The 21157-nt window shown below is 41.2% G+C and carries 16 protein-coding genes; 11 read left to right on the plus strand and 5 right to left on the minus strand.

The features are described 5' to 3' along the window. The 4 genes from AB5N96_RS10945 to AB5N96_RS10960 all read left to right on the plus strand — a co-directional run. Window positions 1-105: transposase (locus tag AB5N96_RS10945; RefSeq protein ID WP_499705538.1), on the plus strand; the 105-nt coding region annotated here is incomplete at its 5' end. A gap of 278 nt (window positions 106-383) precedes the next feature. Continuing rightward, window positions 384-1358, plus strand: a complete 975-nt coding sequence (locus AB5N96_RS10950; protein WP_499705512.1) for an ABC transporter substrate-binding protein — start codon at window positions 384-386, stop codon at window positions 1356-1358. 15 nt (window positions 1359-1373) lie between these two features. Next, window positions 1374-2339, plus strand: coding sequence for an ABC transporter permease (locus tag AB5N96_RS10955; RefSeq protein WP_499705513.1), 966 nt, complete (start codon window positions 1374-1376; stop codon window positions 2337-2339). Continuing rightward, window positions 2323-3120 (plus strand): ABC transporter ATP-binding protein, encoded by a 798-nt coding sequence (locus AB5N96_RS10960; protein WP_499705514.1) that lies wholly within the window; start codon window positions 2323-2325, stop codon window positions 3118-3120. Before AB5N96_RS10955 ends, AB5N96_RS10960 begins: the two co-directional genes overlap by 17 nt. A 111-nt stretch (window positions 3121-3231) precedes the next feature. On the opposite strand, the gene ilvA is transcribed toward AB5N96_RS10960, so the two are convergent. Both ilvA and gltC read right to left on the minus strand, forming a co-directional pair. Next, window positions 3232-4497, minus strand: coding sequence for a threonine ammonia-lyase IlvA (gene ilvA / locus AB5N96_RS10965; protein ID WP_499705515.1), 1266 nt, complete (start codon window positions 4495-4497; stop codon window positions 3232-3234). 66 nt (window positions 4498-4563) lie between these two features. Continuing rightward, window positions 4564-5466 (minus strand): glutamate biosynthesis transcriptional regulator GltC, encoded by a 903-nt coding sequence (gene gltC, locus AB5N96_RS10970; RefSeq protein ID WP_499705516.1) that lies wholly within the window; start codon window positions 5464-5466, stop codon window positions 4564-4566. A gap of 116 nt (window positions 5467-5582) precedes the next feature. On the opposite strand from gltC, the gene gltB reads away from it, so the two are divergent. The 4 genes from gltB (at window position 5583) to hisF (ending at window position 13058) form a co-directional block, all read left to right on the plus strand. Further along, window positions 5583-10079, plus strand: coding sequence for a glutamate synthase large subunit (gltB, locus tag AB5N96_RS10975; RefSeq protein ID WP_499705517.1), 4497 nt, complete (start codon window positions 5583-5585; stop codon window positions 10077-10079). 15 nt (window positions 10080-10094) lie between these two features. Beyond that, window positions 10095-11564: a glutamate synthase subunit beta gene (locus tag AB5N96_RS10980; RefSeq protein WP_204589202.1), complete on the plus strand. Its 1470-nt coding sequence runs from the start codon at window positions 10095-10097 to the stop codon at window positions 11562-11564. Between the two features lie 106 nt (window positions 11565-11670). Then, on the plus strand, window positions 11671-12294 hold the full coding sequence (hisH, locus tag AB5N96_RS10985) for an imidazole glycerol phosphate synthase subunit HisH (RefSeq protein WP_499705518.1): 624 nt from the start codon (window positions 11671-11673) through the stop codon (window positions 12292-12294). Further along, the gene (hisF, locus tag AB5N96_RS10990) at window positions 12288-13058 is read left to right on the plus strand and encodes an imidazole glycerol phosphate synthase subunit HisF (RefSeq protein ID WP_204589204.1); all 771 of its coding nucleotides are present in this window, start codon (window positions 12288-12290) and stop codon (window positions 13056-13058) included. Before hisH ends, hisF begins: the two co-directional genes overlap by 7 nt. A gap of 111 nt (window positions 13059-13169) precedes the next feature. Here hisF and AB5N96_RS10995 read toward each other — a convergent pair whose 3' ends face one another. From AB5N96_RS10995 to AB5N96_RS11005, 3 genes are all read right to left on the minus strand, one after another. Next, window positions 13170-13604, minus strand: coding sequence for a hypothetical protein (locus AB5N96_RS10995; RefSeq protein WP_204589205.1), 435 nt, complete (start codon window positions 13602-13604; stop codon window positions 13170-13172). Continuing rightward, window positions 13594-14163 carry an SLOG family protein gene (locus AB5N96_RS11000; RefSeq protein WP_499705519.1) on the minus strand — a complete coding sequence of 190 codons (570 nt, stop codon included), beginning with the start codon at window positions 14161-14163 and terminating at the stop codon, window positions 13594-13596. Before AB5N96_RS11000 ends, AB5N96_RS10995 begins: the two co-directional genes overlap by 11 nt. Before the next feature lie 229 nt (window positions 14164-14392). Next, window positions 14393-15667 carry an MFS transporter gene (locus AB5N96_RS11005; RefSeq protein WP_204589207.1) on the minus strand — a complete coding sequence of 425 codons (1275 nt, stop codon included), beginning with the start codon at window positions 15665-15667 and terminating at the stop codon, window positions 14393-14395. A 118-nt stretch (window positions 15668-15785) separates the two neighbouring features. Here AB5N96_RS11005 and AB5N96_RS11010 point away from each other — a divergent pair, with 118 nt between their 5' ends. The 3 genes from AB5N96_RS11010 to AB5N96_RS11020 all read left to right on the plus strand — a co-directional run bounded on the left by AB5N96_RS11010 (window position 15786) and on the right by AB5N96_RS11020 (window position 20981). Then, window positions 15786-17330 carry a Ppx/GppA phosphatase family protein gene (locus tag AB5N96_RS11010; RefSeq protein WP_499705520.1) on the plus strand — a complete coding sequence of 515 codons (1545 nt, stop codon included), beginning with the start codon at window positions 15786-15788 and terminating at the stop codon, window positions 17328-17330. Further along, window positions 17327-19390, plus strand: coding sequence for an RNA degradosome polyphosphate kinase (locus AB5N96_RS11015; protein WP_204589209.1), 2064 nt, complete (start codon window positions 17327-17329; stop codon window positions 19388-19390). The genes AB5N96_RS11010 and AB5N96_RS11015 overlap by 4 nt, the downstream gene beginning before the upstream one ends. A 130-nt stretch (window positions 19391-19520) precedes the next feature. Further along, on the plus strand, window positions 19521-20981 hold the full coding sequence (locus AB5N96_RS11020; RefSeq protein WP_499705521.1) for a DHA2 family efflux MFS transporter permease subunit: 1461 nt from the start codon (window positions 19521-19523) through the stop codon (window positions 20979-20981). The last annotated feature ends 176 nt before the right edge of the window (window positions 20982-21157 follow it).

Consider the following 21157-nt stretch of genomic DNA (forward strand, 5'->3'; position numbering starts at 1 on the left):
CATGGTATGCGTTGGACGACCCTTCGAGGGATAAAAAAATTGTCCATGCAGGCGATGCTTACTTTTGCTGCCATGAAACTGAAGAAGCTGGCTACATGTACCTAGAAAGGTCCACAGATGGCCTAACAATATAGGAAATACGAGCACTACAACCAGTTTGCTCACGATATTTCAGTGGAAAAATAGCAAAAAAAAATAAAAAGGATTCGAAATCGGGTAGATTTCGAATCCTTTTGTCTACAATCTAAGCAGAGATATTATCTCTGCTGATTTTTTTATTTGTATTATTTCTGAAAATTCGATTGACTTTCATACAAAACCAACGTACTATAGCTTTATAATACTTCGTCGCTTCAACGCACTAAAGTTAAGGAGGAAATTAAATGAACTGGAAAAAATCACTCGGACTACTTGCACTATCATCTACTCTATTACTTGCTGCATGTGGTGACGCATCACAGCAAGCAGAAGGGGCAGAAGATCAAGTCACAATCGGTGTTACACAAATTGTGGAGCACCCTTCCTTAAATGCAGCATTTGAAGGCTTCCAAAAAGCAATTGAGGATGCTGGAATCGATGCAAATTACCAAATTGAAAATGCACAAAATGATACGAGTGCAAATACTACCATTGCGACGAACTTAGTGAGTGCAGAAGTAGATTTGATTTTTGCAAACTCTACACCTAGCGCACAAGCTGTCGCAAGTGCTACCTCTGAGATTCCAATTGTATTTACCTCTGTAACTGATGCAGTTAGTGCAGAACTTGTGCAGTCGATGGAATCACCGGGTGGAAACGTAACAGGTACGGTCGATACACAACCAGAAGCGATTCCAAGTACAATGAAATTTTTGAAAGATAATTTGAATGCAACATCTGTTGGAATGGTCTTTAACTCAGGTGAGCAAAACTCTCGCGCCCAAGTGGATCGAGTAAAAGAAGAAGCAGCTAAAATCGGAATTGAAATTGCAGAAGCCTCGGTAGCGACTTCAGCTGAGGTCAAGCAAGCAACAGAGTCATTGATTGGTAAAGTCGATGCACTTTACATCATTACAGATAATACAGTTGTATCTGCCTTAGAATCCGTCATCTCTGTGGCAAACGACAACCAATTACCGGTAATGGTAGGGGAATTTGATTCTGTAGCCCGTGGAGGACTTGGTGCTTACGGATTTGATTACTTTGATATCGGCTATGAAGCGGGTGAGATGGCTGCTCAAATTTTATCAGGTGAGAAAACACCTGCAGATCTACCAGTTCAATATCCACAAAACGTAAAATTTGTTGTCAATAGAGATGCAGCAGATACACTAGGTATCGCTATAGATGAGAGCTGGAATGCTGAAATCGTTGAATAGAAAAGGGGAATACCTATGCTAGGAGCACTAACAGGAGCAGTGGAACAAGGATTGATTTATGGGATAATGGCACTCGGCGTCTATTTGACATTCCGGGTGCTTGATTTTCCTGATCTTACGGTAGACGGAAGCTTTGTTACGGGGGCTTCTACTGCTGCTATGATGATTGTACTTGGCTACTCGCCACTGCTTGCCACTATAGCGGCACTAGCAGCAGGATTTATTGCTGGGATAGGAACAGGGCTCTTGCATACAAAAGGGGGCATCAACCCTCTGCTGTCAGGTATTTTGATGATGATTGCCTTGTATTCAATCAATTTACGCATTATGGGGCTCACTGTTGAAAATTCCGTCGGGCGACCAAATATTCCACTACTACAATCTGAAACATTAATTACCAAGTACATCTCGTTCATCGAATCATTTGGTATCCCAACATACTATGCTATTGTAGTTGGTGCACTTGTTGTTGTCGCAGTCGTAAAAATTGCATTGGACCTCTTTTTAAAAACGGAAGTGGGTCTTGCTTTGCGCGCGACTGGAGATAATAAGCGAATGATTCGAAGCTTTTCAGGAAATACAGATCGTCTGACAATCATCGGTCTTGCGATTTCGAATGGTTTAGTGGCACTTTCAGGTGCTCTTATCGCCCAATACGGGAAGTTTGCAGATGTTGGAATGGGTATCGGAATGATTGTAATTGGATTAGCATCTGTTATTATCGGGGAAGCGCTTTTTGGAACAAAATCTATTGTGCGCATTACACTCGCTGTTATTGTAGGTGCTGTAATCTACCGTCTTGTATTAGCATTTGCCCTACGTATCGAATTTTTAGATACAGGGGATATGAAACTGCTAACAGCTTTAATTGTTGTATTGGCTTTAGTTTTACCGACAAAGTTATCGAAACTTAAAAAACAGGCATTGCGTAAGCAACAAGTAGAGAAAAGGGGAGGTGTCGAACTTGCTAACCATTCATAACTTACAGAAACGCTTCAACGAAGGCAGTCATGATGAGAAGATTGCGCTCCGTTCGATTGATTTGACCCTTCAAGATAAAGATTTTGTAACGATTATTGGAAGTAATGGGGCAGGAAAATCGACTTTACTCAACTGTATTTCGGGGACATTGCCAAGTGAGCAAGGAGATGTACTACTCGATAACCAAAATGTCGAACACCTGCCTGAACATAAACGTGCAAAGTGGATTGGACGAGTGTTTCAAGACCCGATGGCGGGAACGTCACCGACTCTGACAATTGAAGAAAACTTAGCAATTGCCTATTCACGCAATACAAAACGTAGGTTTCGATTCGCAGCGACAAAGCACCGCCGTGAGTTTTTTAAGTCGGAGCTTGAAGCACTTCATTTGAATCTTGAAAATCGCCTGACTACAAAAGTAGGCATGTTATCGGGGGGAGAACGGCAAGCTTTGTCACTTCTTATGGCCACATTTACCAACCCTTCGATTCTACTCTTAGACGAGCATACGGCTGCTCTTGACCCAGCTCGTGCCGAGTTGATCACCCAACTGACGAAACAATTAGTTGACCAAAAGGGACTGACAACATTGATGGTAACGCATAATATGCAACAAGCAATCGATCTTGGGAATCGACTAGTGATGATGGATCAAGGTTCGATTATTTTTGAAGCGGATGAGGAGCGCAAAAAGTCTTTGACGGTGCAAGATTTGTTGAATGAGTTCAAGCAGATCAAAGGTAGCCAGGCCTTGTCTGATCGTATGTTACTCGAAGCATAGAAGCAGCCTCCACTCAAAATGAGCGGAGGCTGCTTTTTATGAGCCTATTTTATTTTCCCAGGGAAGCGCAGATAGCAAGTTGAGCGGAATGGAGCTCAACTTGCTGTTTCATTAAACCAATAACTCAAATAATAAAGAGTCCGTGTTCACAACCTTGTAATCAAACCCATTCGACTCAAACCTCTCTACTAGCGCGGGATAATCTGCTGGGTCATGTAACTCGATTCCGACTAATGCTGGGCCGCTCTCTTTGTTATTTTTCTTCGTGTATTCAAACGTCGTAATATCATCTTCAGGACCGAGCACGTCATGTAAAAATTGACGCAAAGCGCCCGCACGTTGAGGGAACTTTACTAAGAAATAATGGAGATAGCCTTCATATAATAAAGACTTTTCCTTGATTTCTTGCATCCTAGAGATATCATTGTTTCCTCCACTGATAATGGCCACAACTTGTTTCCCTTGTATATCCTCTTTTAACGTGTCGAGTGCAGCAATCGGAAGTGCACCTGCAGGCTCTACAACAATCGCATGTTGATTGTACATTTCCAAAATCGTCGTACAGACTTTTCCTTCATCGACGGCAATAATCTGATCCACGGTCTGAGACGCTATTGAATAAGTAAAGGCACCCGCACATTTAACGGCAGCACCGTCTACAAACTTATCGATAGACTCTAACGCAATGGGTCTACCTTTCTCAAAAGCTGTGGCCATACTTGCTGCACCGCTGGGTTCAACGCCGATAATTTTTGTAGCAGGAGAAACCCCTTTAAAATAACTCGCAACACCTGAAATAAGTCCACCGCCACCAATACTTGCAACAATGACATCCACTGGTGTTTCTGCATCGTTTAAAATCTCGACACCAACTGTTCCTTGCCCTGCGATGATTTCATAATCATCGAATGGATGAATAAACTCTGCTTTCTTCTCGTCACAATATGCGAGAGCGGATGCAGCTGAATCATCGAAAGTATCCCCTTCTAGACGAATCTCAACAAACTCGCCACCAAACATACGGACTTGATTCACTTTTTGTTTTGGTGTCGTCTTTGGCATAAAGATGGTTCCGAAAATCTTCAGTTCTGAACAAGCATACGCTACACCTTGTGCGTGGTTTCCGGCACTAGCGCAAACAACACTATTTTGTCTCGCCTTTTCTTCTATAGAAATGATTTTGTAATAGGCACCTCTCAATTTAAAAGAGCGCACATGCTGAAGGTCTTCTCGCTTTAAATAAATTTCCGCATTGTAGCGTCTGCTCAGTACATCGTTTCGTTGAAGAGGGGTATGTACCACGACATCCTTCAATTGATGAAATGCCTGAAGAATTGATTCAACTTTCACGGTTTGCTTGTCTTGTACTTCAATCATTTCATCACACCTTTTTTTGAATATTGCATTAGTTTAACACACCGACGCGATGAAGTGAACGTGAAATTATAAATATTGGTTCATTCGTTTAAAAAAGTCTTTCGAGAATTCAATGAACACTTTCTCGGACGGTGTGAGAATTCGAGTAGCAGGTGTGATCAAGCCAACTGAACGACTGAGTGTTGGTGTGTTAATTTGGATTTTTTTAATTAATCGTAAAGAGCCATCCGGCAATGTGCTATCTGGCAAAATTGAAATGCCTAGTCCGGCTGCAACTAGCCCCTTGATAGCATCTAAATCCTCACCGATTGAACTGACCTGTGGCACGAAACCAACCGATTGACATGCCTGTATGACAGTCTTGTGCAGCACAAACTCTTCTGGAAAGACGATGAAAGGCTCTTTTTTTAACTCACTTAAATGGACAGAACGTTGACTAGCTAAGCGATGTTGAAGCGGGACAACAAGTGAAAACGACTCTGTAAATAATTCTGTTGTTTCAAGATCAGGCTCACCTGCTGGAAGTGGACCTATGAATGATAGATTAATCGATCGTTCCTTCACAGCATCTATTAAAAAGTGATACTTACCTTGTCTAAGTTGAAACTCGACATCCGGATGTTCTTTTCGAAAAGCAGTAATAACACTTGGTAAAAGTTGCGTCGCAAAACTACTAGGAAAACCTATTCGAATTGTCCCTTTCTCAGGATCTAAATAGTTCCCGATTTCCTCCAAGCCATAATTAATTTCAGCAAGGGCTCGTTCTGTATGTTTTAAGAAATCTCTACCAATCGATGTCAGCTTTACATTGCGACCAATTCGGTCGAATAACTGAACACCAAGTTCTTTCTCTAAATTAGCGATTTGCCTGCTAATGGCAGATTGAGCAACATGCAACTGAAGAGCGGCTTCTGAAATATGCTCCCGTTTTGCTACTTCTTGAAAGTAGATGAGTTGGCGTAGTTCCAAGGTTTATCGACACTCCTATCTCAAATTGATATGGATATGATAGTAATTATATATTGTTTATATCAGTTTGAAAACTTACACTATTCTTACACATCAATGACATGGAGGGATGAACAATGACATTTCATCAATACCCACAAAAACAAGGTCTTTACAATCCGAAAGATGAACATGATGCATGTGGGATCGGACTCTATGCAAATATAAAAGGAATCGCCAGCCATGACATTGTGATGGATGGTCTTGAAATGCTCCATAGACTTGACCATCGTGCAGGTCGTGGGAGTGATCATAAAACTGGAGATGGTGCAGGAATCATGGTGCAACTACCAGATGCTCTATTCCGGCAAGTACTCGACTTTCCATTACCAACTCGAGGGGATTATGCAGTAGCAATGGTGTTTTTACCAAATGAAGCAGCCGTTGAAGACGTAGCAAAGTCGAAATTAGAAGAACTTGTAAATGATTCTAAAACTATAGATTTTCTCTCATGGAGAGATGTTCCATTGAATGCAGAAGGCTTATCTGAAGCAGCAACCCACTCGATGCCAATCATCAAACAACTTTTTGTAAAAAAGAATGGAGCGTCACAGCAACGTTTGGCATTTGAACGTGCCCTTTATGTCATCCGAAAGAAATTCGAACATTGGTTACTACAAGAAGGATACGAAGTGTACATTCCCTCTTTCTCGAGTGAGACGATTGTCTTCAAAGGACTTCTCACACCGAAAGAGGTTAGCGAGTTTTATGTAGATTTAAAAGATCCACGTTTCGTATCTGCCTATAGTCTTGTTCATTCGCGTTACAGCACAAATACTTTCCCTAGCTGGAAACGAGCACATCCAAATCGCTACCTTGTTCACAATGGAGAAATCAATACATTGCAAGGCAATGTGAACTGGATGAAAGCGCGTGAAAAACAATTTGTCTCAGAACTTTTTGGTGAGGATATTTCTGAAATTCTACCGATTGTGGACGAGACAGGTAGTGATTCGTCAATGCTTGATAATGCGTTTGAGTTTTTGGTACTTGCAGGACGCACACCCGCACATGCAGCGATGATGATGATTCCTGAACCGTGGAGTGAAGAAAATCCACATATGACGCCAGAAAAAGAAGCATTTTATACGTATCATTCTACATTCATGGAACCGTGGGATGGACCGACTGCGATTTGTTTTACAGATGGCAAACAAATTGGTGCAGTGTTAGACCGGAATGGACTTCGACCAGCTCGGTATTACGTGACAAAAGATGACCGCATCATCTATTCATCTGAAGTTGGTGTTGTCGATGTAGAAGAGGACATGATTCTTTCAAAAGAACGCCTAAGTCCTGGAAAGATGTTGCTTGTTGATTTAGAACAAGGACGAATTATCGGAGACGAAGAATTGAAACAAACGATTGCGACTGCTGAGCCTTACAGCGAATGGATTGAAAACCTTGAAGTGCTTGAATCCATGCATGAACTTGTAGAAAATAGTGATGATTTACACTACAAACAACAGTTAAACCAATATACGTTTGAAGATATTCATAAATATTTACTACCACTTGCAGCGGAAGGAAAGGACCCGATTGGCTCAATGGGCAACGACACGCCTCTTGCTGTATTGTCCGATCGTCCACAGCTTTTATACAACTACTTCAAACAGCTGTTTGCACAAGTCACAAACCCGCCAATCGATTCGATTCGTGAAAAACTGGTTACGTCAACAATAAGTTATTTAGGTGCGGAAGGGGATTTATTAAATCCACAAGCTTCGCATGCAAAACGCATTTTTATTAAAACTCCAATTTTGAAGGCAAGTGAGTTGAACCAACTCTACAATCATCCGGTGATGAAATCCAAAACTGTAGATGTGGCTTTCGATGGGAAGTTGAAAGATAAGCTAGATCAGTTATGTGAGGAAGTAGAACAAGCGATTCTCTCCGGTGTCAGTTTACTTGTCTTATCGGATCGCTCATTACAAAAAGGACAAAAAGTGGTTCCGATTCTCTTAGCATCCAGTGGTATACATCATCATTTGGTGCGGAAAGGACTTCGGACACAAGTTTCTCTAATCATTGAATCGGCGGAAGTAAAAGAAGTGCATCATATTGCTGCGCTGATTGGGTATGGCGCAGATGCAATCTACCCGTATCTCGTATATGCGACACTACATCAAGCTATCGAAGAAGGTCATCTACAAAAAACTTACACAGAAGCAGTCACATCCGTAGTAAAAGGATTTACAGATGGTGTTGTGAAAGTTATGGCGAAGATGGGAATCTCAACAATTCAAAGTTACCGCGGAGCGCAAATTTTCGAAGCAGTAGGAATTGGCCATGATGTCATTCATACCTATTTCACGGGTACTAAATCACAACTCGGTGGTATTAATTTGGATACGATTCAGCTGGAAATGGAAAAACGTGTAGAAGCTGCCGTGAGTTTTGCTGCTAAACCACTCGATTCCGGAAGTCAATTCCAGTGGCGAGCAAATGGTGAGCACCATGCTTTCCGCCCGAAAACTATCCATACATTGCAATGGGCGACACGTCAAAATGATAGTGGACTTTATCGCCAATATGCAGAAATGGCAAATGAGGAGCGCATGGGCTTTTTACGAAATCTGTTTGACATAAAGTCAGACTTGGCACCTATTCCACTTGAAGAAGTAGAACCCGCAAGTGAAATCGTGAAACGATTTAAGACAGGTGCGATGTCGTTTGGTTCATTATCAAAAGAAGCGCACGAAACGCTCGCTATCGCCATGAACCGTCTTGGAGGGAAAAGCAATAGTGGAGAAGGTGGGGAACACCCTTCTCGCTACAAACGGGATGACAACGGTGATTTCCGTCGCAGTGCCATCAAGCAAATTGCATCAGGGCGTTTTGGCGTCAAAGCGATTTATCTTTCTCAAGCAGATGAATTACAGATTAAAATGGCACAAGGTGCGAAACCTGGAGAAGGTGGCCAACTCCCAGGGAATAAAGTCTATCCGTGGGTTGCGGACGTCCGAGGATCAACACCTGGTGTTGGATTGATTTCACCACCTCCGCATCACGATATCTATTCAATCGAAGATATGGCACAACTGATTCATGACTTGAAAAATGCAAACCGTCATGCACGCATTAGTGTCAAACTCGTCTCAAAAGGTGGAGTAGGTACGATTGCAGCAGGTGTGGCAAAAGGAGCAGCGGATGTCATTGTAATCTCCGGTTATGACGGAGGGACGGGTGCTTCGCCGAAGACAAGCATTACCCATGCGGGTCTGCCGTGGGAACTCGGTTTAGCAGAAGCCCATCAAACGCTTATGCTAAATGGGCTGCGTGATCGTGTGACGCTCGAGACAGACGGCAAACTAATGACTGGAAAAGATGTGCTACTTGCCGCTCTTTTAGGTGCTGAAGAATATGCGTTTGCAACAGCTCCGCTCATTGTCATGGGCTGTGTCATGATGCGGGCGTGTCACTTAGATACTTGTCCTGTCGGAATCGCCACACAAAATCCAAAGCTCCGTGACAAATTTACAGGTGCTGCAGATCATGTCGTGAACTACATGTTGTTTGTAGCAGAAGAAATGCGTGAGTGGATGGCGAAACTTGGCTTCCGCACAGTAGAAGAGCTAGTGGGTCGCACGGATGCCTTACATGTCTCACAGCGCGCATCATCGCACTGGAAAGCAGGGCAATTAGACCTCACGGCACTGCTTCACCGAATAGATGGGCCACGAACAAAACAACGTGAGCAAAATCATCGACTTGAAGAATCACTTGACTTACGAGAACTGTTGCCGCAAGTGGAAGCAGCTATCGAACAAGGTCAGTCCGTCCGTATATCGGCACGAATTAAAAATACAGACCGCGTCGTCGGCACAATCATCGGTCATGAGATCACAAAACAATATGGAGAGCTAGGTTTACCAGATGATACAGTGGAAATCAGTTTGACAGGACATGCTGGACAGAGTTTAGGCGCCTACACTCCAAAGGGTATGACTATCAAACTTCTCGGGGATGCAAATGATTATCTTGGAAAAGGGCTATCTGGCGGGAAACTGATCCTTGAATCAAGAGCCAAAAATGAGAAAGAGCGTGACATGATTGCCGGGAATGTTACATTTTATGGAGCAACTTCTGGAGAGGCATACTTGAACGGTCGTGCAGGTGAGCGTTTTGCCGTTCGAAACTCTGGAGCTACAATTGTAGTAGAAGGAATCGGAGATCACGGGTGTGAGTATATGACAGGTGGAAAAGTAGTCGTACTTGGAAATGTCGGCAAGAACTTCGGTGCTGGAATGTCGGGAGGAACTGCCTACTTACTATTGGATCAAGACAAGGATATTCAAACGCTCAGCAATCATGAGATGATTCAACTCGTACGAATTGAAGAAGACGAAGAATATCATGAGGTTCGAAAACTGATTATGGATCACTTCTACTATACAAAAAGTACAAAAGCTGGTGAAATACTTGCCAACTGGGATGCCCTGAAATATCAATTTATAAAAGTAGAGCCAGTAGAGTATGCGAAGATGAAGCAACGCATTGTCGACTTAGAACAACAAGGCATAGACAAAGAAAATGCGGCTTTGCAGGCCTTTTATGGCGCAACAGTCGTTTGATAAGGAGGAAAACAGATGGGAAAACCTACAGGATTTTTAGAAATCAAACGTGATAAGCCATTTGAAGAGCCTCCAAAAAAACGGGTGCGGCACTTTGGAGAATACGGTGAGCGGTTTACGGACGAACAAATGAAAGCGCAAGGTGCACGATGTATGGACTGTGGCACGCCCTTCTGTCACATGGGTATTGAGATACGTGGTGTGGCAGCAGGATGTCCGATTCAAAACGTGATTCCGGAATGGAACGACTTGGTGTATAAGGGACAGTGGAAAGATGCACTAGATCGTCTCTTAATGACCAATAACTTCCCAGAATTTACGGGTCGTGTATGTCCGGCACCTTGCGAAAGTTCTTGTACACTGGCGATTTCTGAGCCAGCTGTTGCAATTAAAAGCATTGAACGTAGCATTATTGATAAAGGGTTCGAAGAAGGGTGGATCACTCCACGAGTTCCTTCAAATCGAACGGGTAAAAAAATTGCCATTGTCGGTTCAGGACCAGCCGGACTTACAGCAGCCGATGACTTAAATCAAGATGGACATACCGTGACAGTGTTTGAACGAGATAATCGTCCGGGCGGTTTGTTGATGTACGGAATTCCTTCGATGAAACTTGATAAAGATGTGGTGACACGCCGCGTGCAACTGTTGTCAGAAGAAGGTGTGCAATTCATCGTCAACACGGAAATCGGAGTAGATCGTACACTTCATGATTTACGTGAAGAATTTGATGCTGTGATCTTATGTGTAGGTGCGCAGCGTCAACGCGTGTTGCATCTTCCAGGAGATGATGCAACAGGAATTGTTCCGGCTATGACGTATTTAACAAGCACCACGAAGAATCTACTAGATGGTCATAAAGCTGAGATAAATGTCAAAGGAAAACACGTACTCGTAATTGGTGGGGGAGACACTGGAGCAGATTGTGTAGCAACTGCTGTTCGTCAAAATTGCAAATCTGTCGTTCAATTTGGAAAACATCCACGTTTGCCAGATGCACGCGATGAAATGCACATGTGGCCGTCTGATCCAACTATTTTTAAAATGGACTACGCTTATGAAGAAGCACAGGCAGTGAAAGGGCAAGATCCTCGCGAATACTTGATTCAGACGAAAGAAATCGTCAAAGGTGCAAATGGACAAGTAACAGCTCTACGCACTGTGCAAATGGAGAAGGTTGTTGGAGAAGACGGCTTCCATTATTTCCGAGAGCTTCCTGGTACCGAAAAAGAATGGCCGGCAGATATCGTATTTGTAGCGATTGGATTTGAAGGAATCGATCCAGAAGTGGCAGAAGGCACAGATCTTTCAATGTCACGAAACCGTATTAGCGCTTCGAAAGTGGATTATGCAACAAATATTCCGGGTGTATTTACTGCTGGAGACGCACGTCGCGGTCAAAGTTTAGTCGTCTGGGCAATCCGTGAAGGAAAAGAAGCAGCACAAAAAGTAAATCAATATATTTATTCCGTTCAACCCGTCTAAAAGGCGGGTTTTTTTCGATTAATAACTTTCTCCTGCTAGTGAGTTAAAGTTTTTTCTTTCTATTTTGACAAGGAGGTGGCATAATAAAAAGCAGGAGGCGAGTACGATGATTGGCATACTAGATTATGGTGCTGGCAATATGCACAGCGTAGAAAAAGCAATTAAAAAGCTAGGATATCCGTCCATACGAATCGAGGACGGTACATGCACAGAAGAAATTGATCAGTTGATTCTTCCGGGTGTGGGTCACGCGGAACAAGCGATGATTCAACTTGAAGAACGTGGATTAATTCCTTATATTCAACGAAAAGTAGAAGAAGGGACTCCGCTACTTGGAATATGTCTTGGGATGCAGCTACTGCTCGAGAAAAGCGATGAGGGCAATACACAAGGGCTCGGTCTCTTAAAAGGTACGGTACCTTACTTTGATGACACTAAATTGAAAGTCCCTCACATGGGATGGAATGCAGTAAAAGATGCAAAACAGCATTTTCTGCTGAAAGATCTTCCAGAAGCATCCGACTTTTATTTTGTTCACTCCTATTTTGCAGCTCCGACTTCATCAGTCGATATTATCGGATTAACTGACTACGGTGATGAATTTGCGTCTGCTATCGGGAATGACTATGTCATGGGTGTTCAATTCCACCCAGAAAAAAGTGGCGAAGCAGGTTTGAAGCTGCTCGATAATTTCTGTCGCTATGCAAAAAAGAAGGTGACATCATGTTAAAAAAACGAATCGTACCAGCAATCGATGTATTAGATGACAAAGCAGTAAAATACGTTCAGTTCCGGAATCCAACTATTATTGGCGATCCAGCTGAACTTGGTCGTAAATATGCGGAAGATGGTGCAGACGAACTTATCTATTTAGATACGACAGCATCTTTGAAAAACCAAGAACTCAAATATGAGTGGATTCGTCGCGTGGCAGAAGAAGTGTATATTCCATTCTCGGTTATCGGAGGTGTGCGCACAATTGATGACTTCCGTTTATTGCTTAGAGCAGGAGCAGATAAAGTAGGTGTGAATTCAGCTGCCGTCCAACGACCAGAGCTTTTGAATGAGGCTGCCGCAATTTTTGGAAAGCAGTGTGTTGTGCTCGGTCTGGATGCAATGCCGATCATGCGAGAAGATGGCTCCATTGAACGTTGGGAAGTGTACACGCATTCAGGACATGAAAATTCTGGGCGTGATGTAGTGGAGTGGGCGCAAGAAGCGGCAGACCGTGGAGCCGGTGAGATTATCTGCACAAGTATCCATAAAGATGGAATGAAGACAGGGTATGATGTAGAGTTGATTCGACTTCTTTCGGAGAAGGTATCGATTCCAATTATTGCGTCAGGTGGGGCTGGCAAGCTTGAACATATTTCAGAGGTGTTTATAGAAGCGAATGCAGATGCAGCACTTGTTGCTTCCATGATACATTACGGGCATTACACGATTCCGGAAATTAAAGCGCATCTTCGTGAGTATTCCATTCCTGTAAGATAGTTCGTTAATTTAAAACGTATGAAATAAAAAGAAACCAGTCCAACTCTAGCGAGACTGCTAAAGTTGGGCTGGTTTTTACACAAATGCAAGTAGTATGCTTCGAAGGCTTTTTTATGCGCTATTTTTTTGAATAGTTGTAAGCAGCTCTTCTACAAAATCAATTGTTTCCGCCACAGTAAAGTCGTCTCGAAAACCTTCGACGTACTCTAAAGGTAGATTGAGTTCGGCTACTCCTTCGTTTGCATCAAATGTGAATGCAAATTTAAACTCTGGATTTGTCCATTTCGAAAGAAGTACTTCTTCTATAGCCTTCATCTTTGCTTTTGGCACATAAATACCAACGAGCAAATTATAAAATCGGAAAATATCATCAAGTTCTACTACAAAACCTTCTATCTTTAATTCATCATATGTTGGTTTTGCTACATAGATGTAATTTTCGATTTGATCTTTTACTAGAGATAGTGGTCCTGCCAAATCTGACTCAGATAGTGAGCGAATATACTCGTCATTTTCTTTTGTAAATAAATCTTGTTCAATAGCCATAGCTTTCGCCTTCTTTCCATTTTAGTTGTTCGGCTGTTTCATTTAAATCATAGGATGTGAGTTGTTCAATAAAATAAGCAGGTTGTCGTTCTTTATAATCTTGAACCAATTTCAAGAAAAATTTAGGGCTAGCGGGCTGTTCATCATCGTATACAAGTAAAGTACCTTCACTGTTTCGGACGAGAAATTTATCGCGTTCTTGAAATTGCCAAGGTCCCTGATAACCACCACTTGTGAGCGGTTGATAAAAATCAGCTTCAATTCGGAGTTTCTGGAATTCTGCTTGTTTTTCAGGTTTTAGTCGTGCAGTAAAATCGGCAAAAGGTGGTGTGATGGACAATTTAACCGGGAGACCTTCTCGCTTTAAAGATAAAACGACTTCCGCAGCCCAGATTTCAACCCCTTGCTGACCTGAAATCAGTACCCATTCTAAACCTTCTTCTACATACAAGCGTAAGCGATCCTCGAGGGCCGTTTTGATAATTGTGATACCAGGATGTTTCGAGTCGAAAATACCGAGCTCATTCCCTCTATATCCTGTAATGACCAATTTTTTCACCGTATCACCTCATCAATTAGTGTACATCAAATTGGTCATTTCGTGTCACATTTCGAAAGGTTAAGAATAGGATAAAGTGAAAGAGAGGGATTATGTGAGTCAATCTTCACAGTATGTAGCGAACATTGAGAGGTATGTTATGCTCTATGCATAGATGCAGAACGCTTCCTACACAACAAGAAAAAAGGAGTTTCTCATGTTACGAGAAACTCCTTTTTTGTATGGCTAATTATTCTTTCACAACAACCGGCGGTGCATGGTGCCCTGGTTCCGGTACGAAACGCAAAATAATGAATCCGATAATAAATAATACAATCAAACTGAACACACCCATTGAGGAATTCCCCGTAACTTGCGCAGTTACCCCAACTAATAATGGGCCGAGGATTGCAGCAAATCGTCCAAAAATATTGTAGAAACCGAAAAATTCATTTGAATTTTGTTTTGGTACCAATTTCCCGAAGTACGAGCGGGAAAGTGCTTGAATGCCACCTTGAGATGTACCGACAAGCATAGCGAGAATAAAGAAGTCTGTAACAGAATTCATAAAATACGCATACGTACAAACAATTATATATACAAAAATCCCTACATATAGCATATTTTTCTCACCAAATTTACCAGCTAAAAAACCGTACAAGAAAGCAAACGGTGCAGCGATCACTTGCGTAAGAAATAAAATCCCTAATAAAGACGTTGAATCGAGTCCAAGGTCTGTTCCGTATGCTGTCGACATCGCGATAATTGTTCCAACGCCATCAATATAAAAGAAATAGGCCAGTAAAAACAAAAACACAGCGCGGTATTTGCGAATTTCTTTAAATGTTGTAAATAACCGCTTGAAGCTTTGACTCACCGGATTCGGTTCACGTGGTACAAAATGAACCTGTTTCACATTTCTAAAAATCGGAATGGAAAACACGATCCACCAAGCAGCTGTAATAACAAATGCAATTTTACTCGCAGTATCCGCAGCTAAGGGTAATAGTCCGTTTTGACTGGCAACGATTATACCCATTGCGATAATAAATGGGAACAAACTCCCGATGTAACCCATCCCGTAACCTCGAGCAGATACCTTGGCCATCCGTTCATCACTGGTCACATCGACGATAAAACTATCGTAAAAGACGTTTGATCCGGTAGCACCTAAAGCTGCAAATGTATAGACAACGAGAAGCATTAACCAATTTTCAAACGGAACAAGTGCTAATGCAAGTGTGAAAATGACACCGATAGAGAAGAACACACCGAAAAATTTCTTTTTGAGTCCTTCATAGTCTGCGACTGTTCCCATAATGGGTCCAAGTAAAGCTAGGATAGTTGTAAAAATAGCGATTGTATAACCTAAATAAGCTGTAGAATCGGCTCCAGCGATGCCGGCAGCTGTTGCGGATTCTTTGAAATAAATCGGGAATATGGCTGTTGTAATGATGAGTGTGTAGGCAGAAGACGCCCAATCATACATGACCCAGCTTTTCTCTTTCTTCGAATACTTTTTCACAAGACCCCTCCCTTTTTTTCATTGTATCGCATCCACATGAATTTCAGGTAAATTTTCTGAAAAATAAAACCTTATGTTCAATCGTCCGGTATAATAAAAAGAAACGGCAGGTGACGACATGGAATCATTACGCGCAATTATTGATATCGGATCAAACTCCATTCGATTAGTAGTCTACAGTTATTCATACGAAAAAGGCTTAGAAGAACACCACAATATAAAAACAGTCGCTCGACTAAGTGGCTATTTAGATGACAGCGATGTTTTACACGATGAAGGAATTCAACGACTAATCGAGACGCTTCAAAATTTCATATCGTTCTTAAATGACCTCTCTATCACAAAGCCTGTTGTTGCAGCTACGGCAGCCATTCGGCAAGCGTCTAATCAACAGGAGATTTTAGAAAGAGTATTCCAAGAAACAGGGCTACGCATTGACGTATTATCCACTAAACAAGAAGCGTATTATGGGTATCTAGCGGTTGTATTGACGACAAATTGTAAGGATGCATTGACAGTAGATATGGGGGGCGGTAGTACGGAAGTTACTCTTTACCGTAATAAACAACTCATCTATTCTTATAGTTTTCCGTTCGGTGTCGTCACTTTAAAACGAAAATTCATTTCTGGAGACCTCCCTACATTACAAGAGCGAAAAGCAATTAAGTCGTTTGTAGAAAATCAGTTGAAAGAACAACCTTGGATTGCAGAAGAAGGAAAAGGACTTCCGGTCATTTCAATTGGAGGAAGTGCGCGAAACATTGTCCAAATCGATCAAAATCGAAAAAATTATCCCTTATCCGGAACGCATCAATATGAAATGACGGTAGAAGATTTACGTTCTATAGATTATCTGTTGAAAAAAATCTCATTTTCAGAACGTAAAAAGCTTGATGGTCTCTCTTCAGACCGAGCGGATGTTATTGATGGCGCAATTATCACTTTCGAGACATTACTTTCCCATGCAGCAACCTCAACTTTCATGCACAGTCGTAAAGGTTTACGTGAAGGAATCATTATTGAGCAGCTTGAATCAAATAATGAACATACTTTTTTTGTGGATGAAGTCGCATCTAGTGCAATTCGCCATGTTCACGGAAAATTTGCGATCCAACCATCGGAAGATACAGCGCTGATTGACACCTTTCACAAACTACACAATCAATTTGCAGAAGGGGGCTGGATTCAAGAGTGGTCGGATGATCCTGAAATGCTAACCTATGCCTACCAACTGTTCCACTTCGGAAAGCAGGTTGATTTAGAGTCGGCTAGTCAGCATACGTTCTATTTGTTAACGAATAGTACACTAGACGGGTTTACAAATAAACAAAAAGTAAAGTTGGCACTTCTTGCTTCCTATAAAAACAAGCAAACTTTTCAACAGTATATTCAACCGTATCAAGGCATTTTAACTATGCAAGAAATAGAAGAATGTAGAGAAGCTGGTGCACTCCTGCGCTTTGTACATGCCCTTCAAACGACTAAACATTCAAGTGTCCATGATGCAGAACTTGAAGCGGCGGGGGAAGATATTCAGTTAACATTTCAAACACATGGTTCAACGATACTGGAGTCCTATCAAGCAGAGAAAATGAAAAAACATATTGAAAAGCTGATCAATCGAAATGTCAAACTGCGTTTTGAAACGGAGGAACATGCATGACCCAATTCTTGTATGAACATTTTAATAATCGAGAACTCAGTTGGCTTGCCTTCAACGAGCGTGTGTTAGAAGAAGCGGAGGATCCAAAAAACCCTCTATTCGAGCGGTTAAAATTTCTTGCTATCTTCAGTTCAAATTTAGATGAATTTTTTATGGTACGCGTAGCAGGATTACAGGATCAAGTGCGTGTTGGCTTCACAAATAAAGAAGCAAAGTCTGGTCTTACACCTCAAGAACAACTGGACGCAATTGCGAAAAAGACGCAACTTCTCGTAGCAAGACAGATGAAAGTGTACCGTGAACTGATGGAGACTGAACTTCCAAAAGAAGGGCTTCATTTAGTCAGCTATAGTAAGCTAAGCTCAGAGCAAAAAAGAGTAGTGGACTTACAGTTTGATGAAGAAATTTACCCGGTTATCACACCAGTAGCTGTAGATGCCTACCGACCTTTTCCTATACTACTAAGTAAAACGATGAATATTTTAGCGATGATTGAAGATGGGGATGAAGAAGACGCATTGAAAATTGCGATTGTTCAAGTGCCCTCTGTTTTAAAGCGTTTTATTGTAGTGGAAACACAAAAAGATAATCACACAATCGTCTTATTAGAAGATGTCATCATCGGAAACTTATCAAAACTGTTCACTGGCTACACAGTGAAACATGCAAATCCGTTCCGTATTACTAGGAATGCCGATTTAACGATACACGAAGAAGGAGCTCGAGACCTTCTGATTGAAATTGAAAAAGAATTAAAGAAACGGAAATGGGGAGCAGTTAGCCGTCTTGAAGTAAAAGTAAGTGAAATCAAGCAAAAAGTACTGCATTATTTATTGGATGAGCTGGAAATAACTGAAGGTGATGTGTATAAAATAGATGGACCTCTTGATGTCACATTCTTATTTTCATTTACAAACTATTTTGAACAGAGCTACCCTGCGCTTAGTTATCCCGTCTTTATGCCACAACAACCACAAGATCTTCGCCGGGAAGAAGATGTATTTGTCAAAGCGCAAAGTCAAGATCTATTCTTTTTTCACCCGTATGAATCATTCCAATCCATTGTCGATTTCATTGAAAAAGCAGCAGATGATCCATATGTGCTCGCGATAAAACAAACGCTGTATCGTGTCAGTGGGAACTCACCAATTATTAAAGCTTTAAAACGCGCTGCAGAAAATGGGAAACAAGTGACAGTGCTTGTTGAGTTAAAAGCTCGGTTTGATGAAGAAAATAATGTGATTTGGGCAAAAGAGCTTGAAAAAGCAGGTTGCCTTGTTATTTATGGTATGCATAATTTAAAAACACACTCAAAAATCACTTTGATCATTCGTCAAAAACAAGGAAAGATTGAGCAATTCGTTCATCTAGGAACTGGAAACTATAATGATCAGACGGCAAAAATATACACTGATATGAGTATTATTACGACAAATAAAAAGATAGGGGCCGATGCTACAAAGTTTTTTAATTATTTGAGTGGCTATATGGATAGACCGGATTACCAGAAACTAGTCGTCTCGCCATTTGAAATCAAAGATCGTTTTGTGGAATTGATCGATGAAGAAATTGAGTTTCAAAAAACATTTGGAAATGGACATATTAAGCTCAAAATGAATTCTCTAACGGACAAAGATCTTATTGAAAAGTTGTATGTTGCGTCACAAGCTGGAGTGAAAATTGACCTTGTAGTGAGAGGGATTTGCTGTTTACGCCCTGGAATTAAGGGAATTAGTGACACGATTACAGTTACAAGTATTGTAGGAAGATTTTTGGAGCATTCCCGCATTTATTACTTCCATCGAAACGGTGCATCGAAGTTGTTTTTATCTTCTGCTGATATGATGACGCGTAACATGATCAAACGAGTAGAAATCCTTTTCCCCATTTTGTCACCGTCCATAAAGAAGAGAATTCTCTCGATAGTAGACATCGAGTTAAAAGACACAGTAAAAGCTAGAATTCAAAACGCAGAAGGTGTTTACACTTATAAAAAGTCTGATGAAGTCATTCATGCTCAAAATTACTTTATGAATGAAGCAAAGAGAAAACATGAATAATTGATACAGGGGTCTGCTGATAACTCAGCAGACTAGTTTATTGATAAATATTTCGATATACAAATAGTTTGAAAAGCTAACTACTTTAGTGTACGATGGACAGATGGAATTTTAGAAAGAAGGAACCCCTATGAAAAAACCTCCGTACGGAATGATTGCCATCTTATTCATTGGAGCATTTGTTGCTTTTTTGAATAATACACTTCTTAATGTCGCGCTTCCGACAATCATGATTGAATTTGATGTTACTCCGTCCCAAGTCCAGTGGTTGACGACAGGATATATGCTCGTGAATGGGATTTTGATTCCTGCGTCTGCCTACTTCATACAAAAATTTAAAAATAAAACGCTATTCATTACAGCGATGAGCTTGTTTTCATTGGGTACATTAATTGCGTGGATTGCACCTGGATTTTGGATCCTAGTTGCAGGTCGAATGATTCAAGCCTGTGGGTCAGCAATCATGATGCCTCTTTTAATGAATGTCATGTTGATTGCATTTCCGATTGAACGCAGAGGGACAGCGATGGGTATATTTGGTCTTGTAATGATTATGGCACCTGCAATTGGCCCGACACTATCTGGATTTATAGTTGAAAACTACAGTTGGCGTGTATTGTTTGCAGTAATATTACCATTTGCTTTGATTCCATTAGTACTTGCCATCTTTAAATTGAAGAACATAACCCCTCAGCGTGAAGTGACACTTGATAAATTTTCTCTTGTATTATCGAGTGTTGGGTTTGGAGGGTTATTATATGGATTTAGTGTAGCTGGAGATGAAGGGTGGACGTCGTGGATCGTAGTAGCAACATTAGGTTTAGGAACAATCGGACTCGTTTGGTTTATTCTTCGACAACTTCGATTGCCTGAGCCTTTATTGGAATTTAGAATTTATAAATATCCAATGTTTGCTCTAGCATCCGCAATATCCATCGTCTTATCAGCAGCGATGTTCTCTGGAATGATTTTAACCCCCCTTTACGTGCAGACGATACGAGGATTCAGTCCTTTAGATTCTGGTTTGTTGATGTTGCCCGGTGCACTAGTTATGGCAGTGATGTCCCCTATTACGGGTCGCCTTTTTGATGCATTCGGCGCTAAGTGGTTAGCAATCAGTGGTCTTTCGATCTCAGCTATCACCACCTTTGCTTTAAGTGGACTGACACTAGATACTAGTTATGCATCTATTATGTTTCTTTATACAATGCGGATGTTTGGGTTTTCCATGATTATGATGCCGGTTATGACAAACGGACTGAATCAACTCGACGCTGTTTTATATCCACATGGTACAGCGATGAACAATACACTGCAGCAAGTATCAGGAGCAATAGGGTCGGCCATCTTCTTAACCATCATGAACGCTCGTATGTCTAAGTGGATTTCAAATGAAATTGCGATACAACGACAGAGTGGGGAATTTCCAGTTGATGAGGGTGCTCAACAAGCTGTTATGGAAGAACTGACCCGGGTGGGGATGCTTGAAGGAATTACATTTTCATTTTTTATTGCAGCGATTGTAACTATTGTCGCATTAGTCTTATCATTCTTTATAAAAAGAGTAGTACCAAAGCGCGAGGCTATATAAAACCTCGTGCTTTTATTTATGTATACTGATATATTCATTAAATTTTCTAATAAAAAAGAAAAATTTATGTAGACGAATGAAAAAGCATCTATTACAATGAAGTTGTTCAAACAAGTAAGACAGTTTTGAATTGTATAAATAGATAAACAATTTAACTATCAAAATTAAATGGGGGT

The sequence above is a fragment of the Chryseomicrobium imtechense genome (assembly GCF_041475995.1).
Classification (GTDB): Bacteria; Bacillota; Bacilli; order Bacillales_A; family Planococcaceae; genus Chryseomicrobium; species Chryseomicrobium aureum.

What these genes read in the sequence shown, in the direction of transcription:
- AB5N96_RS10950 (WP_499705512.1), top strand. Translation starts at nt 384, where the DNA reads ATGAACTGGAAAAAATCACTCGGACTACTTGCACTATCATCTACTCTA.
- AB5N96_RS10955 (WP_499705513.1), top strand. Translation starts at nt 1,374, where the DNA reads ATGCTAGGAGCACTAACAGGAGCAGTGGAACAAGGATTGATTTATGGG.
- ilvA (WP_499705515.1), bottom strand. Translation starts at nt 4,497, where the DNA reads ATGATTGAAGTACAAGACAAGCAAACCGTGAAAGTTGAATCAATTCTT.
- gltB (WP_499705517.1), top strand. Translation starts at nt 5,583, where the DNA reads ATGACATTTCATCAATACCCACAAAAACAAGGTCTTTACAATCCGAAA.
- AB5N96_RS10980 (WP_204589202.1), top strand. Translation starts at nt 10,095, where the DNA reads ATGGGAAAACCTACAGGATTTTTAGAAATCAAACGTGATAAGCCATTT.
- hisH (WP_499705518.1), top strand. Translation starts at nt 11,671, where the DNA reads ATGATTGGCATACTAGATTATGGTGCTGGCAATATGCACAGCGTAGAA.
- hisF (WP_204589204.1), top strand. Translation starts at nt 12,288, where the DNA reads ATGTTAAAAAAACGAATCGTACCAGCAATCGATGTATTAGATGACAAA.
- AB5N96_RS10995 (WP_204589205.1), bottom strand. Translation starts at nt 13,604, where the DNA reads ATGGCTATTGAACAAGATTTATTTACAAAAGAAAATGACGAGTATATT.
- AB5N96_RS11010 (WP_499705520.1), top strand. Translation starts at nt 15,786, where the DNA reads ATGGAATCATTACGCGCAATTATTGATATCGGATCAAACTCCATTCGA.
- AB5N96_RS11015 (WP_204589209.1), top strand. Translation starts at nt 17,327, where the DNA reads ATGACCCAATTCTTGTATGAACATTTTAATAATCGAGAACTCAGTTGG.
- AB5N96_RS11020 (WP_499705521.1), top strand. Translation starts at nt 19,521, where the DNA reads ATGAAAAAACCTCCGTACGGAATGATTGCCATCTTATTCATTGGAGCA.